Annotated in this window: 15 protein-coding genes and 1 CRISPR repeat array (1 of these 16 running past the window's edge); of the genes, 11 read left to right on the top strand and 4 right to left on the bottom strand. The window is 62.6% G+C overall.

Translation table 11 applies throughout. The features are described from left to right. Positions 1–205: 205 nt before the first annotated feature. Positions 206–751 carry a hypothetical protein gene (locus NK214_RS21390; protein ID WP_253315454.1) on the bottom strand — a complete coding sequence of 182 codons (546 nt, stop codon included), beginning with the start codon at positions 749–751 and terminating at the stop codon, positions 206–208. A gap of 268 nt (positions 752–1,019) precedes the next feature. Beyond that, the gene (locus NK214_RS21385) at positions 1,020–2,669 is read right to left on the bottom strand and encodes a methyl-accepting chemotaxis protein (RefSeq protein ID WP_158274290.1); all 1,650 of its coding nucleotides are present in this window, start codon (positions 2,667–2,669) and stop codon (positions 1,020–1,022) included. Between the two features lie 683 nt (positions 2,670–3,352). Between NK214_RS21385 and NK214_RS21380 the strand changes: the two genes are divergently transcribed. From NK214_RS21380 to cas3, 4 genes are all read left to right on the top strand, one after another. Further along, positions 3,353–3,817, top strand: a complete 465-nt coding sequence (locus tag NK214_RS21380; RefSeq protein WP_158274289.1) for an antitoxin Xre/MbcA/ParS toxin-binding domain-containing protein — start codon at positions 3,353–3,355, stop codon at positions 3,815–3,817. Then, positions 3,814–4,254 carry an RES family NAD+ phosphorylase gene (locus NK214_RS21375; RefSeq protein ID WP_235089194.1) on the top strand — a complete coding sequence of 147 codons (441 nt, stop codon included), beginning with the start codon at positions 3,814–3,816 and terminating at the stop codon, positions 4,252–4,254. Before NK214_RS21380 ends, NK214_RS21375 begins: the two co-directional genes overlap by 4 nt. 584 nt (positions 4,255–4,838) lie before the next feature. After that, positions 4,839–5,795, top strand: a complete 957-nt coding sequence (locus NK214_RS21370) for a hypothetical protein (protein WP_253315453.1) — start codon at positions 4,839–4,841, stop codon at positions 5,793–5,795. A 277-nt stretch (positions 5,796–6,072) separates the two neighbouring features. Next, positions 6,073–8,748: a CRISPR-associated helicase Cas3' gene (gene cas3 / locus NK214_RS21365; RefSeq protein ID WP_253315452.1), complete on the top strand. Its 2,676-nt coding sequence runs from the start codon at positions 6,073–6,075 to the stop codon at positions 8,746–8,748. Between the two features lie 109 nt (positions 8,749–8,857). Here the strand turns inward: cas3 and NK214_RS21360 are convergent, their stop codons facing one another. Together NK214_RS21360 and NK214_RS21355 are read right to left on the bottom strand one after the other, a co-directional pair. Further along, the gene (locus tag NK214_RS21360) at positions 8,858–9,130 is read right to left on the bottom strand and encodes a type II toxin-antitoxin system RelE/ParE family toxin (protein ID WP_235089189.1); all 273 of its coding nucleotides are present in this window, start codon (positions 9,128–9,130) and stop codon (positions 8,858–8,860) included. Next, positions 9,127–9,411, bottom strand: a complete 285-nt coding sequence (locus NK214_RS21355; protein ID WP_107799530.1) for a CopG family ribbon-helix-helix protein — start codon at positions 9,409–9,411, stop codon at positions 9,127–9,129. The genes NK214_RS21360 and NK214_RS21355 overlap by 4 nt, the downstream gene beginning before the upstream one ends. Positions 9,412–9,632: 221 nt before the next feature. Here NK214_RS21355 and casA point away from each other — a divergent pair, with 221 nt between their 5' ends. The 7 genes from casA to cas2e are packed head-to-tail and all read left to right on the top strand — an operon-like array spanning position 9,633 to position 15,363. Next, positions 9,633–11,183: a type I-E CRISPR-associated protein Cse1/CasA gene (gene casA, locus NK214_RS21350; RefSeq protein ID WP_253315451.1), complete on the top strand. Its 1,551-nt coding sequence runs from the start codon at positions 9,633–9,635 to the stop codon at positions 11,181–11,183. Beyond that, positions 11,176–11,709 carry a type I-E CRISPR-associated protein Cse2/CasB gene (gene casB, locus NK214_RS21345; protein ID WP_235089184.1) on the top strand — a complete coding sequence of 178 codons (534 nt, stop codon included), beginning with the start codon at positions 11,176–11,178 and terminating at the stop codon, positions 11,707–11,709. Before casA ends, casB begins: the two co-directional genes overlap by 8 nt. Positions 11,710–11,734: 25 nt before the next feature. After that, entirely contained in the window at positions 11,735–12,871 is a 1,137-nt protein-coding gene (gene cas7e, locus NK214_RS21340; RefSeq protein ID WP_253315450.1) for a type I-E CRISPR-associated protein Cas7/Cse4/CasC, read from the top strand. 1 nt (position 12,872) lies between these two features. Beyond that, positions 12,873–13,535: a type I-E CRISPR-associated protein Cas5/CasD gene (cas5e, locus tag NK214_RS21335; RefSeq protein WP_253315449.1), complete on the top strand. Its 663-nt coding sequence runs from the start codon at positions 12,873–12,875 to the stop codon at positions 13,533–13,535. Then, positions 13,510–14,109, top strand: coding sequence for a type I-E CRISPR-associated protein Cas6/Cse3/CasE (gene cas6e / locus NK214_RS21330; protein ID WP_107799525.1), 600 nt, complete (start codon positions 13,510–13,512; stop codon positions 14,107–14,109). The genes cas5e and cas6e overlap by 26 nt, the downstream gene beginning before the upstream one ends. Before the next feature lie 11 nt (positions 14,110–14,120). Then, positions 14,121–15,038 carry a type I-E CRISPR-associated endonuclease Cas1e gene (gene cas1e, locus NK214_RS21325; protein ID WP_107799524.1) on the top strand — a complete coding sequence of 306 codons (918 nt, stop codon included), beginning with the start codon at positions 14,121–14,123 and terminating at the stop codon, positions 15,036–15,038. Beyond that, positions 15,019–15,363, top strand: a complete 345-nt coding sequence (gene cas2e / locus NK214_RS21320) for a type I-E CRISPR-associated endoribonuclease Cas2e (protein WP_253315448.1) — start codon at positions 15,019–15,021, stop codon at positions 15,361–15,363. Before cas1e ends, cas2e begins: the two co-directional genes overlap by 20 nt. Positions 15,364–15,422: 59 nt before the next feature. Then, positions 15,423–15,734: a CRISPR direct-repeat array (repeat unit 29 nt; unit sequence GTGTTCCCCACGGGTGTGGGGATGAACCG); it runs 1,181 nt beyond the window's last position.

Here is a 15,734-nt window from a genome sequence, read left to right as displayed (position 1 = left end):
GTGGTGAAACATATCTCCGACCAGGTGATGGTGATGAACAAGGGCGAGGTGGTGGAGCAGGCGGACGCGGACCAGATTTACCGCGAGCCGCGGCAGAGCTATACCCGCAAGCTGTTGGAGTCCATTCCGCAGGGCTGGGTGGGCATGGCGCCGGCCTAAGCGCTGACGGCCATTCGCACAAAACCGCCGGGAAACCGGCGGTTTTTTATTGTCCGGCCAGCGCGCGGAAACCGTAATGCAGCAGCGCGTAAGCGCCAAACAGGATACAGGCCAGCGCGCAATAAGCCAGCGCGGAGCGGCCGGCGTGGCTCAAGTCCGTGCTGCTGGGCAGGCAGCCGTCCCAGCACTGCGCCGCCAGAAAGCCCAGTCCGGCCGTGGCCGGGCTCAGCCACGGCCAGCGCGCCGCCAGCGCCAGCAGGCTCCAACCCAGCGGCAGCAACAGCAAGGGCGCAATGCCGATGGGCAGCGCGTTCCACCACGTCAGCCGGTTGAAGCCCACCTGACCCAGCGTCAGCTGCCGGCCGTTGCGGCGCGGCCACACGCTGAAGCGGCTGGGCCGCGCCCGCAGCAGCCAGCCCACCAGGAAGTGGCAGAGCTCGTGCAGCACCGTGCCCGGCAGCGACAGCGCCACATAGGGCCAGAACCAGGCGCGGCGGCGCAACTGACGGCTGAGCAACAGGAACAGCGCTGGCCACAGCAGCACGGCGGGAGAGGGGGCGAACGGCGCGTACAGCGGCTCGAGGACGGACATGGGAGAAGAGGACGGGCGAAAACCCGGATTGTGGCATGAGAACCTGTTTACGATCTGCTGCGCTTCGGCGATACAGCGTTGAAAACGCCCTCAAAATGCTCATGTACCACTTGTACATTCCGCTTTTTCGCTCGTTTTCGCCTTGTCTCGCTCTTGCTCGCGAGATTGTAAACACGTTCTGCGGGCGCGCCCGGACCAAGCCGGACGCGCCCTCAAGCTTGAGAGGCTGGATGTTTAGAAGGCGTTCAAGGGCTGGAGCTTCTTGTTTTTAATCCGCGCGGAAGCGGTTAATCGCCGCATCCAGTCCATGCGCCAGGCCGGACAACTGCTGCGCCATGGCGGAGGATTCCTCCACCGACAAGCCGTTTTCCGTGCCCATATTGGCGATGCGCTCCACGTTCTTGGCGGCGTCGTTGCTGGCCGTGCTCTGCTCGCGCATCGCCTCGGCGATCTCGCTGGTTTTCTCCAGCAGACGGGTGGACAGCACGCGGATCTGCGCCAGGCGCTCGGACAGCGTGCCGCTCAGCGCCACGCCGGTTTCCACTCGCTCGGTGGCCTCGCGCATGCTGGCCACCGCCGTGGTGGTGTCGCCTTGCACCGCCTTGATTTTTTCGGAGATTTCGCCGGTGGCCTGCGCGGTGCGTTCCGCCAGCTTGCGCACCTCGTCCGCCACCACGGCGAAGCCGCGGCCGGTTTCGCCGGCGCGCGCCGCCTCGATGGCCGCGTTCAAGGCCAGCAGATTGGTCTGCTCGGCGATGTCGTGGATCACGTCCACGATGTTGCCGATCTCATCGGAACGCTGGTTCAGGCCGATGATGATGGTCTCGGAGCGGCTGATTACGCTGGCGATCTCGGACATCTGCTGCGCGGCCTGGCCGGCCACCTCGCTGCCGCTCACCGCCTCGTTCATGCTGCTCTTGGCCTCGCCGGCCATTTCCACCGCGTGCTCGGCCACCAGATTGATGCTGACCGTCATCTCCTCCACCGCGGCGGCGGTGGACGAGGAGGCGTCAGTCTGCACCTGGGATGCCTCGGCAATGCGCTTGGACACGCCGGACAGCGCGTGGGCAGTGTCGTTCACCTGCTTGGCGTCCTCGCGGGTCTGCTGCAGAAAGGCGCGCAGATTGCCCAGCAGCTGCGCCAGCGCGCGGCCGGTTTCGCTGACCTCGTCGCGGCCGGTTTGATCCACAGTCACCGTCAGGTCGTTCTTCTCCGCCGCGTGGCGCATGGTCTGCTGCATGGCCTGCAAGGGACGGGTGATGGAACGGACGATGGCGAAGGCCAGCGCGACGCCCACCACCAGGGCCAGGCCCAGAATGGTCAGCATCATATTGCGGGTGTTCTTCATGCTGACCGCCAGCGCGTCCTCCGCGGACTGCGCGGACTCGTCCGCCAGCTTGCTCAGACTGTTGAGCGCGTCGCGCGCCTCGTAGAGCTTGGGCTTGAACGGGGTGATGCCGGCGTCGCCGACATTGGCCCGGCTGATCTCGCCGCTGGCGATCTTCTGATACAGCCCGTTCATGCCCTGCTCGTAGCCGGAGATGCCGGTCAGCATGCTGTCGAAGGTTTTCTGGTGATCCGCGGCCATGGCCATGGACTTGGCGGTGGCCGCCTGGTTCTTGAATTCGGCGATGTGCTTGTCCAGCAACTGCTTATTGGTCTGGATGCTCTGATCCGAGTTGTCCGGATTGCCGATGCTGATGAAGATGTTCTTCTCATCCTGGCGGATGTGCAGCATATTGCTTTGCATGGCGTTCATCTGGTAGCGGAACGCGATTTTCTGGTCAAACAGCGAGGTCAGCTCGCCATCCATCTGGTTCAGCGACCACCAGCCGGAACCGCCCACCAGAGCCACTGCAAACAGCAGGCTGCCCGCCAGCGCGGCGATGCGCTGCCCGATCGTGAATTGACTTAACATAATGCCCCCCATAGGCGCTGATATTCATCTTTTTTCATAGCAAACGCCTATGAATTGGCGATTGCATCAATGTGTGAAGACGCAGCGCTTCGTGCCGGCACGGACTCCAGCTTGGGCCGGGACTCTGGAACATCGGGAACGGGCCCACAGGCCGGAATGATGGAGTGTTTCAATGCCAGCGCCCCTCCTCGTGCGGAGGCGGAAGCGGTGCGACGTTCATTGAATAGGCGCAATCATAATTCACGCCGCGCCGATAGTCCTAATGGTTATTTTTGCATCGCAAAGCGGGAACATAGGGTGTATGTCCGGGCAAGCGGGGCAAGGCGGGGTGCCAAGGCCGGGCATGGGGCCGATATGAGGTTTTTTCATGCCCCGCGCAATGTAAAAGACATAAAACCCGCATTGCCGCTTTCAAATGTCAAGATTGGGGCGGTCTAATCCAAGCGTCCGGCGTGCAGCTTCTGTTGCGTTTAGACCCGCTAACAAAACCCCTGATCCTGCGTTGCGCCTCCTTGCCGTACTACTTGTACTGCCTGCGTCGGCGCGCCTTGGCTCAGGTTCTCTGCGAGGTTTTGTTAGCGGCTCTTAGAGTCAGAAGAGGGAAGCCGGTCAAGCCGCGCCCTTGTTTTGTTTTGGCAAAATGCCGATAATAAATGAGCAAATTGCCAAATCAAGGAGGGGCCATGAAAGCGCTGCAAGTATTCGTGCCGGAGACGCCGGTCCCGCCCATGGTGGAACACAGCCTGTTGCAGGAACTGAGCGTGTTGGTGGGGCAGGAAATGCTCAACGATTTCGACGTGGCCAAAGTGGTGGAGCTGGGCGTGGACACCGGCATGCTGGAGCGCCTGGTGGACGCCGGCCTCAGCCGTGGCGAACTGGAGTTCGTCATCCCGCCGCGCACCCTGTCCCATCGCATCAAGAAGGGCCAGACGCTGAATACCGAGGAATCCGAACGCGGCGTGCGCGTGGCCAAGCTGCTGTTGTTGGCGGAAGACCTGTTCGGCGACAAGGACGCCGCCGCCCAATGGCTGCGCAAGCCGCTGCACCGCTTTGAGGGCAAATCGCCGCTGGACATGGCCCATACCGAGCCCGGCGCGCGGCTGGTGGAGCAACTGATCGCCCAAGCCAACGAAGGCTACGCGGCGTGATTGCCTGGCGCATCAGCCGCTACGCAGACCTCAAGGGCCTGGGCGGGCTGCGCTGGCCCGGCCGCTGGCATCCCGCCGGCCAGCCCATCGTTTACCTGGCGGACCACCCGGCCAGCGCCATGCTGGAAGCGCTGGTGCACCTGGAAGTGGCCGTCCTGCCCGCCACCTTCACCCTGCTGCAAGTGGAACTGCCGGACCGGCTGGTGCAGACGCTGGACCAGGCCAGCCTGCCGGCTGACTGGACCCTGCAACCCGCGCTCACCCAGGGCCTGGGCCACCACTGGTTGCAACGTCAGGCCTCCGCCGCGCTGCAAGTGCCCAGCGCGGTGGCCCCCAACGCCCACAACTACCTGCTCAATCCCCTCCATCCGGACGCCGGCGCCTGCCGGATACTCAGCGTGCGGGACGTGCCTTGGGATGCGCGCCTGAAGTCTTGATGAAGACTCCGCCGTGCCTACCTTCCGCTTGTCCAACGGTCTGTGCCTTGTCTTGCTTTTTTTAAACTTTTCGATGTAAACAATTGTAAACAAATTCTTGGCCTAAATCCGCCTTGCCGCGCTTTTACGCGCAGGACAGCGCGAGTAGAGTCGGAGAGCGTGTTTACGATCTCGCGAGCCAGAACGAGGCAAGGCGAAAGCGGCCGAGAAGACGGAATGTACAAGGGGTACATGAGCATTCTGAAGTTGTTTTCAACGCCGTATCGCCGACGCGCAGCAGATCGTAAACCGACTCTTAGAGCCTGTTCAAAGTCTCGCGAGCAAGGGCGAGACAAGGCGAAAACGAGCGAAAAAGCGGAATGTACAGGTGGTACATGAGCATTTTGAGCTTGTTTTTAACGTCGTATCGCTGAAGCGCAGCAGACTTTGAACAGGTTCTGAGAAAACTAGCCAAGGGCTCACGTAGGCCCAAGGCCGTCGGGGCAATTCAACCCACTTACAGAGCGGCTGACAAACCCCTGATGCCGCGTTGCGCCGACTTGCCGTACTCAAGTACTGCCTGCGCGGCGCGCCTGGCCTCAGACGTGAAACTGAGTTTGTTAGCCGCTCTTATTGAAGATGCGAGGAATGCAATGACAGTTTGGAAATGGGCCGGCAAGACGGCCGCGGCGGCGCTGCTGTTCAGTATCGCCACGGCCACATGGGCGGACGCTGTCCGCAAGGATATTCTTCCCGCGGATACCGATGGCGGGATTGTGGCGAACAGCGGGCCGCACATCGTTTTCTCAACGGAAAGGGGCGGACACGCGCCGCTGCTGGTCTTCCTGCCTGGAACCGGCGGCGAAACCACGCGCACCGTGGTGGGCGAACAGGCTTTCATCGACACCGCCCTGGCTCAGGGCTACCGCTTCATCATCCTGTCCTACATCGACACGCCGGCCGTTTCCCAGGTTTGCACCCGGCCGGTGCTGGCGACCAATCCGGACTGCGCGGCACAAATGCGCCAGAAGCGCGCCTTTGGGGAAAACGCCACCCCGCTGATCCAGGACAAACCCAAAGACGCCATTGTCCATAGACTGACCGCTCTGCTGCGCTACCTGGCCAAGACCGATCCCCAAGGCCGTTGGGAACAGTATCTGGACAAGCAAGCCGTAGACTGGAGCAAGATCGTGCTGTCCGGTCAATCCCAAGGCGGTGGCATGGCCGCCTATATCGCCAAGCGCGTGGCCGTCAGAGGCGTGATCGACTTTTCCGGCGGCTGGGACATGCGCGCCAACAATCGCATCGCCTCCTGGTACGCCTCTCCCGGCGCCACGCCGCCGGACAGATTGTTCGGCACCTATCACGTGCAAGAGCGCTTTGCCGATCTCATCCGCAATTCCTACAACACGATGCGCATCCCGGCCGACCACCAGTTTGCGCTGAATAAACCGATACGCCGCCCCAACGCCGACAACCCCGGACATGGCGAAGGCGCCAGCAATCCGGTGTACCGGGAACTGTGGCAGGAGATGTTGGAGCAGCTTAAGCGGGGGGAGTGAGGGGCAGGGGCTGCTTGGGTGGCCGCGTCTTGCCTTCATGCCTAAATTGCCTGTCTATCCTTCTTGACTGCGAACGCCAGCGTTAGAACCGGCCTGATCGACTCGCGTCCGGCTTGCCTTGCGCAATGTCAAACGCGTTCCTTCGCTTATCGGTGTTGCTTTCGGCATAATTGAGCACTCATCAAGGCGGCTATCCGTTTCTGCTTTGTCTTGAGCTCCAAGGCGGCCCTGAAGCGCTGCCGTTGTTTAGGTACGAGCGGCAGCAAGGGTTGAGTGCATGGAAACATCATTGAGTGTGGCGGTGCGCAGCTTATGGGCCAAAAGTGGTGAAGAGGGTGGACATGGCCTGCTGTGTCACATGTTGGATGTGGCTGCCGTGGCCTCCGTGCTGTTGGAGTGGTGTCTGGCTGCGCCAGAGACTGCTCCGGACTGGTTTGGCCTGCCGTCAGAGTCCCTGAATGGGTGGCTGGCCGCCTTGGTGGGTTTGCATGATCTCGGCAAAGCCACTCCGGGGTTTCAGGCCAAGTGGGAAGCCGGGCGCTTACAAGTTGAGCGCGCCGGCTTGCCATTCTCATCGGTGGTGGCGCTGGCGCAAGACCGGCATGACTTGGCCAGTGCGGCCTTGCTGCCAGGCTTGTTGCAGGCCGAGGGCGTGCCGCGATTATGGGCGCAGGATGCGGCACAGGCTGTCAGCGCCCACCACGGTTTCAACTTTACCTCCTTGGGCGCTGGTGCTCCGCTGCGCGAACCGGCCATTTGGAAGCAGACAAGGCAGAGTCTATTCCAGGCCTATTGGCACACCCTGGCGCCGTCTGATGTTCCGCCGGATCATCCATTGCCGCTGCTTGCTGTGGAGTGGCTGGCCGGTCTGACCAGCGTATGCGACTGGATCGGCTCTAATGCGGACTGGTTTCCGCCTGGAGAGCGGGGCGATACGCCATCCGCCCACTATCACGCCGCCAGACGTCTGGCGGAATCGGCGCTGTCTTCCCCTGACAAACTAGGCTGGCCATCCAGCCGGCCCTTATTGCATCAACAGGCCTGTTCTTGTGACGCGATATTGGCGCGGCTGCTGAGCGCGGAGGCCTCTGCACAAGCGAGGCCGCTGCAACTAACCGGCGACGCCTTGTTGATTCAGGGAAGCGGCCCGGCGCTAATGTTGGTGGAAGCGCCGATGGGAGAAGGCAAGACCGAACTGGCCTTTATCGCGGCTTTGCGTTTGCAGGCGCGCCAACATCACCGTGGCTTCTATCTGGCGCTGCCTACCCAAGCCACCGGCAATGCCATGTTCGAGCGGACCTTGGCCTTTCTGCGCGCATTCGCCTCTGGGGAGCGGCAGGATATCCAGCTATTGCATGGCGGGGCCGCCATGAATCAGACCGTTGCGCATTTGCGCGAGATCTGGGACCAGCATGGTAATGACGCGGTGGGCTCCTCCGGCTGGTTTGCCCAACGTCGGCGCGGCTTGTTGTCTCCCTATGGCGTGGGCACTGTGGACCAGGCCTTGTTTTCTGTATTGAACGTCAAACATCACTTTGTCCGGCTATGGGGGCTGGCCAATAAGGTGGTGGTTTTGGACGAGGTGCATGCCTACGATACCTATACCGGTCGCTTGATTGAAACCTTGCTGGCTTGGCTGAAAGCCTTGGGTTGCTCGGTCATCTTGATGAGCGCCACTTTGCCGGATACACGGCGCGCGCGTTTATTGCAGGCCTGGGGCGTGGATGAGCGCGAGCTGCCGTCGCCGGCCTATCCGCGGATACTGCTGGTGGATGACGCCGGAGCGCGTGGCGCCACCTTTATCGCGCGTGAACAGCAGCCTATCGCCGTGACCGGCCTCCCGGAGGGCTTGGACCACATCGCCGCCGCCGCGCGGCTTGCCTTGGAGCAGGGCGGGTGTGGCGTGGTCATCGTGAATACCGTGGACCGGGCGCAGCAGCTGTACCAGCTATTACGGCCATATTGTCCGTCAGATGGCATGTTGTTGCTGTTTCATGCCCGCTTCCCCGCCGAGCAGCGCCGGCAGCTGGAGCAGCAAGTGTTGTCCACTTTCGGCTCCTCTCCCGCCATGGGCTCGCGTCCCAAGCGTGCTTTGCTGATTGCGACGCAAGTGGCGGAGCAAAGCCTGGACATTGATTTCGATTTCATGATTTCCGATCTCTGTCCCGTCGACCTTCTATTGCAACGCGCCGGCCGCTTGCACCGGCATCAACGCAAACAACGCCCGGCGGCGCACGCGCAACCACGATTGCAAGTGGCCGGCTTGCTAGCCGATGTGGTGCCCGAACTGGAACAGACCGGCTGGGGACGGGTGTATGGCGATTACCTCTGCCTGGTGACCTGGGCCGTGCTGCAAAACGAGCCAGTCTGGCGGCTGCCGCAGGACATCGACCGCCTGGTGCAGGCGGTGTACGCGCCCTGGCCGGATTTGGGTCATTTGCCGGAGGCCTTGCGCGAACGGCTTGAAATGGTGGAACGCACCCGTCATGGCGCCAAGGCCAATTTTCAGGCGCAGTTGGCGCAGCAGATTGCGCTGGATCTACAGAGTGAGGCCGCCATCGCTTACATCGGCAAGCCGCATGGCGCTGATGAAGACGATACCTTGGCCTTGCGCAACCGCACCCGGCTGGGGGATGACAGCCTGACCGTGATTCCGGTCTGGGTCGATGCCGATGGGCGCTGGCGGCCTGAGCCGGATGGCGCATCGCTCGATCCGCAGCAAGCCGTGTCGGATGCGCTTGCCCAAAGACTGTTTGAACGGCACATCAAATTGTCGCGCCGACAGCTGGTCCTGCATTTACTGGAGCAACCTGGGTATCCGGCTTTGAGCGAACATCCCTTGCTCAGTCATTGCCATGTATTGCCGTTGACAAAGGACGGCGATTACCAGATGGGAGAGGTGCGCGTATCGCTGGACCCGCGCTTGGGGCTTGTTTATGGGAAACAGAAATAAGGGAGGAGGCATGGCTGCCGCACTTCCATGTCATGATTTTGCCATGAGCAGAGATTTGTCTAGCGTAGCGGCAAAATAAACGTCAACAGACCCTAAATAAATCTAATATTCATGGCCATTGTCGGGCTACATGCAAAATTCGGAGTACCCGAAGTTGATCTATTGTCACATCATAAACGCAGATATAGTGGCGATGAAGCACCCACTCCCGTGTGCCGGCAACACACCCTGCACGGCCCAACTCTGGGTGCTGAAGCAGCCGAAGAATTTGCTGCTCAAAATGCTTATCAAGATCAAGAGCGGCTACTGGATTGTCGGCTGCAATATAGTCAAAAATAGCCTCGCGATCTGACACCGCCTCAAGCGTCCACACCAATTTCATCGTTCAGCCATTCTTCGGCGCAACGCTGCTCTTTTAGCTGCAAAACGCGCGTCTACCTCATCACCTTCTACCAGCTCTCCGGAGTTTGCCTGGTCCAAACCCTGCTGGACCTGGTGACGGAACCACTGCTCATATTCAGCAACCTCCTTATTTTCCCGTACGACATCACGCATAAAGTCACGGAGCAACTGAGCCCCAGTGCGGTCTCGAAGCTTGGCTATTTTGGCAAATTCTTGTTTTAGTGACTCATCGACACGAAAAGTAAAAGTCGTTTCGCTCATGGCGTTCCTTATTTGTGTTACAAGGCACTTAAAAAGTAATGAAATCATACATATAGCTAGACTGCAAAACAAGTTGCCTTTAAGTGTTACTGGCATTGTCGTTCTCAATTGGTGAGAGAAACGAAGATGGCGTACAGCTCAGGCAGGGAAGCCATCTAGTGGCCGGTCCTTCCCGCCATCTGTTAGATTGATGTCCATGGCATTAGCGAAGGGGGGTGTTTATGAATAAAACCATCAATCTGCTGGACGCCGCTTGGCTCCCGGTCCGCTACCTGGATGGGCGCGTGGCCGAGATCGGCCTGGTGCAGCTATTCGCCGATGCCGACCGCATCGCCGCCCTGGCCGACACCGCGCCGCCCAGCCTGCTGGCCGAGTACCGTCTGCTGCTGGCCATCCTCAACCGTGCGCTGCGGCGTGGCTTTGGGCGCTGGGATAGTGCAGATCTGGCGCGCGGCTACCGCGAAGGCCTGCCGGTGGCCGCCATTCACGACTACCTGGAGCATTGGCGCGGCGTCTTCAATCTGTTTGATCCGCAACGCCCCTTCATGCAGGTGGCGGCCCTGGCCCAAGATGAAGCCACTCGCGACAAGGCCAAGCCCTGGTCGCAGATTTCCCTGGCCAGCAGCATCGGCAACAGCCCGGTGCTCTTTGATCATTCTATTGATAGTCAACCCTCCGCCATTCCCGCTGCCGAAGCGCTACGCCATTTGCTGGGCTTTTTGCAGTTCACCCCAGGTGGCTTGGTGAAAACCCTGCGCGACTCCGACAAGGCCGGGCCGCTGGCCAATACCGCCGCCAGTCTGCCCGTAGGGCAAACCCTGGCGCAAACCCTGTTGTTGGCCCTGCACCCGTCGGGGCCGGACGATGACCTGCCTGCCTGGGAAAAACTCCAGCCCACCATAGCCCAATTACGCGCCGAACCCACGCTGGCCAGCGGCCACAACGACCGCTACACCCGGCTGAGCCGTGCCGTGTTGCTGCTGCCCGAGCCCGATGGCGTCACTGTGCGGCAGCTGCGTTTTGCCGCTGGGTTGGCGCTGGCCGACAACGAACAAGCGCCGGACGCCATGGCCAGCTATCGCATGGGCGTCAACAATATGGTGCGGCTGAGCTTTGGCGAGGGCCGGGCGTTTTGGCGCGATTTGGGCGCCTTGCTGCCGCCGAACCCCGCCGACGACAAAGCGCATTCGCTGGCGGCGGCCACCCTGGGCTGGGCCCGGCATTTACAGCACAGGCTGGGGCAGACCGAGCCGCTGAGCGTGATGATCTTGGGTCTGTCCAGCAATCAGGCCAAGCTGGAGCGCTGGCGCGCCGAGCGTTTTGAACTGCCGCAACGCGTGCTGGAGCAAGCGGAGGGCGCGGAAGAAGTCCGCGGCAAGCTGCGCGAAGCCGAAGAACTGTACAGCAAGCTTCGCCTGGTCATGGCCGGCATGTTGGCCGCCGTCATGCCAGACCCGGGCCACAAGGACACGCGAGGCCGGGCGCGGGCGCAACTGGACGCCGGCCCGGCGCCGGCGGCCTACTTCAGCGCGCTGGAAAGCCGCTGGCCGCAGTTGTTGGAGCGGATAGGCGCGGAAGCGTTGGAACACGCCGACGCCTATTGGCGGGACGCGCTGCGCCGTGCGGCCAAGCTGGCCTGGGACGCCGCTTGCCGCCAATTGGGCGGCAACGCCGCCGCGCTGAAAGCGCTGGCGCTGGCCGAGCCCGGCTACCTGGCTTTGATCCGTCCCTTGACCCAAGCATCCACGCAAGAGGAGAACAATCATGTCTGAACTGGCGCAGGACTTCGTCAAACACCTGCAAACCCTGGCGGAGCGCAACCGCGGCGCACTGGCCGAGCTGCGCCGCAGCGCCGGTTTCGCGCCGGGCGCCTACCCGCCGGCCTACCCCCATGTCGAGCGCTTTGTGCCAACGGACAGCCATGCCGAGGATAGCTTCCGCCGCGCGCTCTACCTGACCGCCGCGCTGTTTGCCCAACTGCCCAAGCAACAAACCGGCTGCAGCTTTGCCCAGGCCTTTGGCGCGCTGTGGCGGCAGCGGGACAGCGCCAGCCTGGAGCAGCGCTTCGTCACGCTGCTGGATGCCGAACCGGAAACACTGCCCAACTATCTGAGGCAAGCCTTCTCGCTATTGGCGGCTGAGCAGCAAGGCTTGGACTACGCCGCGCTGCTGCAAGATCTGGCCCGCTGGCTATCGTCCTGGCAGCCGCAGCGCTACGACGGCGTCAGCGGCCGCGATCTGGTGCGCCGTAACTGGGCGCGAGACTTTTATCGCCAATCCGCCCCCCTGAACGACTGAACCCCAGCCCCGTATGGAGAGAGCCATGAGTCTGTTTATCGAATTTCATCTGATTCAGAACTTCGCGCCGTCCAATCTTAACCGCGACGATACCGGCGCGCCCAAGGACGCCGTTTTCGGCGGCTACCGCCGCGCGCGCGTCAGCAGCCAGTGCTTCAAACGCGCGGTACGTCTGCAAGCGGATTTTCCCGCCGCCAATCAAGGCGTGCGCACCAAAAAACTGCTGGAACTGCTGCGTGAGCAACTCCAGCAGCGTTTCGGCCTGGCCGGGGAAGAACTGGACGGCCGCATTGAAAGCGCATTGGCCGCCGCCGGGCTCAAACTCAAGGAAGACGGCAAGACCGAATACCTGCTCTTTTTGGGCCAGCAGGAGATAGACGGTTTCGCCAGCCTGATTCACGCCCACCGGGATGAGCTGGCCCCGTCGGCCAATGGCGAGAAAAAGAGCAAGAAAGACGTCAAGGCCAATGTGCCGCCGGAACTGGCCAAACAGGCCAAGGCCATCATGAACGGCGGCAAGGCGCTGGACGTGGCCTTGTTCGGCCGCATGCTGGCGGACCTGCCGGAAGTCAACCAGGATGCCGCCTGCCAGGTGGCGCACGCCATCAGCACCCATCAAGTGGTGCGTGACTTCGACTACTTCACCGCCGTGGACGACAAAGGCAGTGCCGATGAAACCGGCGCCGGCATGATAGGCCAGGTGGAATTCAACTCCGCCACCTTCTACCGCTACGCTGCGCTGGACCCGGCCAAGCTGGCGGGCAATCTGCAAGGCGACCGTGAGCTGGCGCTCGCCGGCGTGCGCGCGCTGGTGCAAGCCATGGCCCGCGCCATTCCCAGCGGCAAGCAAAACACCTTTGCCGCCCACAACCCGCCCAGCTTCATCGGCATCGCCGTCCGCCATGCCAGCCCGCTCAACCTGGCCAATGCTTTTGAAAAACCTGTTTACGCCCGCAACGGCGAAGCGCTCACCGGCCAATCCGTGGCGGCGCTCGCGGGTTACGATGACAAGCTGGCCGGTCTCTATGGCGACGCGCGCGACGCCTGGGCCTATATCGACCTGACCGACGCCTGGCCGCAGGCCAAAGGCGAGCGGCAAACCAGCCTGGCGGCGCTGGCGGATTGGGCCGCCCAACAGGCCGGCGCCGCATGGGAGCGGTGATATGGCCACCCTGCTGCTCAGGCTGGCCGGCCCCATGCAAGCCTGGGGCACCACCAGCCGCTTCGACGAACGCGACAGCGGTCTGGAACCCTCCAAGTCCGGCGTTATCGGCTTGATCTGCGCTGCGCTGGGGCGCGACCGCGCGCAAGCGGTGGACGATCTGGCCGCGCTGCGCATGGGGGTCCGGGTGGATAGAGAAGGCCTGCTGATGCGCGACTACCAAACCGCCACCGGCGTATTGCTCGCTTCAGGCAAGGCCGATCTCAAGCGCACCGTGATCAGCCCCCGCTACTACCTGGCCGACGCGATGTTTCTGGTGGGGCTGGAAGGCGACGCCGGCCTGCTGCGCCATATCCAGCAAGCCTTGCGTCAGCCGCATTGGCCGCTGGCCTTAGGCCGCAAATCCATGCCGCCGTCGCAGCCGGTTTGGCTGGAAGAGGGCGTGCAGGAGCATGAGCTGGAAGATTGCCTGCGCCATCGTTGGCCGCGCTTGGCTCCGCCCCAGCGCGAGCAAGCCGGTCAGCCGCTGCGCCTGATGTTGGAACATCCGTCGGAAGGCGCGGTGCGGCTGGACCAACCCGTGGCGCCGTTTGCCGAACGCCGCTTCGGCCCCCGCTTTGTCAAATCGGAGGTGGCGGATGTACCTGACACAACTGACGCTTGACCCCGGCCACCCCGCCGCGCGGCGGGATCTGGCCAATGCCTACGACATGCACCGCAGCCTATGCCGCGCCTTCGTCGCCGCGGCCGACGATATCCCGCCGCGCTTTCTGTGGCGGCTGGAACGCTGCGACGCAGAAGCCGGCGTAGCCGTATTGCTGCTGCAATCGCCGGAGCCTGGCCATTGGCAGGCACTGGCGCAAGTGCGAGCCGTACAATGCAAGCCGCTGCCGCTGGAGCAACTGATCGAGACGGATCGCCGCTATCGTTTCCGCCTGCTGGCCAATCCCACCGTCACCCGTGGCGGCAAACGCTATGGCCTGCTGAGGGAAGAAGAGCAACTGGCCTGGCTGACGCGGCAGTTGCAGCAGGCCGGCGCCGTGCCGCAGCGGGTGGAGCGCAGTCTCAGCCAGCAGTGGCGGCTGCGCAAGCCGGGCGGCGTCATCACCCTGCAAGCGGCGCGTTTCGACGGCGTGCTGGCGGTGGACAACGCCCAACGGCTGCGCGCGGCGGTGGCCGCCGGCCTGGGGCACGCCAAGGCCATGGGCCTGGGCCTGCTGTCCCTGGCTCCGGCTTAAGGACGGCGGCGATGGCGCAATGGCTGCCGCCGCTCAAGCCGCTCCCCATCAAGGAGCGGCTGTCGGTGCTGTTTGTCGAACGCTGTCAGTTGGACGTGCTGGACGGCGCCTTTGTCGCCGTGGATGCGGGCGGCGTGCGCACCCACATCCCGGTGGGCGGCGTGGCCTGCCTGATGCTGGAACCCGGCGTCCGCGCCTCCCACGCCGCCTGCAAGCTGGCAGCCCAAGTGGGCACGCTGCTGGTGTGGGTGGGCGAGGCCGGCGTCCGGCTCTATTCCGCCGGCCAGCCCGGCGGCGCGCGGGCCGATCGCCTGCTCTATCAGGCCCGGCTGGCGCTGGACGACGATGCCCGGCTCAAAGTGGTGCGGGAAATGTACCGCCGCCGGTTTGGAGAGGAACCGCCGCAACGGCGCAGCGTGGAGCAATTGCGCGGCATCGAAGGCGCGCGGGTGCGCGCCCTATACCAGCAACTGGCCCAGCACTATGGCGTGAAATGGCGGGCGCGCAATTACGACCGCGAAGACTGGGACCAGGCCGATGTCCCCAACCGCTGCCTGTCGGCCGCCACCGCCTGCCTGTATGGCGTGGCCGAAGCGGCGGTGCTGGCCGCCGGCTACGCTCCCGCCATCGGCTTCATCCACAGCGGCAAGCCGCTGTCCTTCGTATACGATGTGGCCGACATCTACAAATTTGAAACCGTGGCGCCGGTGGCGTTTGCGGTGGCGGCCAAGCCGTCGGCAAATGTAGAGCGGGAAGTGAGGCAGCGCTGCCGCGACATGTTCCGCAAAACCAGGCTGTTGGAGCGCATCATCCCGGACATAGAAACGCTGCTGGCCGCCGGTGGTCTGGACGCGCCGCAGCAGCAGGGCGTGGTGGAAGCCGCTTTCCCTGAGGAGGAAGGGTTGGGAGATGCTGGTCATCGTACTTGAAAATGCTCCCCCCAGACTGCGCGGCCGGCTGGCCATCTGGCTGCTGGAAATCCGCGCCGGCGTTTATGTGGGCGCTTACAATCGCAAGATTCGCGACTACTTGTGGCAGCAAGTGGAAACCGGGCTGGAAGACGGCAATGCCGTCATGGCCTGGCAAACCGTCAATGAAGCCGGCTTCGATTTTGTCACCCTGGGCGTCAACCGCCGCATGCCGGTGGCTTTCGACGGCGCACAGCTGGTTTCTTTTCTACCTCTGCCAACCGATGACGCCGTCGAGGCATCGCCTCATTTCCCGCATCGCGAGAACCCGGCTAGCAAGCGATAAAAGTTGGTGGCTTTTTGGGTGTCATTTTTCGTATTTAAAATCAATCTCTTGTAAATGGTGTGTTCCCCACGGGTGTGGGGATGAACCGCGTTGATCGTCCGCGAGAGCGACACGTTCGAGGTGTTCCCCACGGGTGTGGGGATGAACCGCCCATCCACCTTCTCTATGTGCTCTCTTAGATGTGTTCCCCACGGGTGTGGGGATGAACCGCCAAACAACTGCCAGCGGAGCTGAATAGTCAGGTGTTCCCCACGGGTGTGGGGATGAACCGAACACCTCGGTCTTTTTTAGTAACGAAAATCAGTGTTCCCCACGGGTGTGGGGATGAACCGCATGTGCGGCCATGCAGGAAGCGCTATCCGCCGTGTTCC

It is taken from the genome of Chromobacterium sp. S0633, assembly GCF_024158805.1.
In the GTDB taxonomy this organism is placed as follows: domain Bacteria; phylum Pseudomonadota; class Gammaproteobacteria; order Burkholderiales; family Chromobacteriaceae; genus Chromobacterium.
This window is presented reverse-complemented; position numbering and strand designations above follow the sequence as displayed.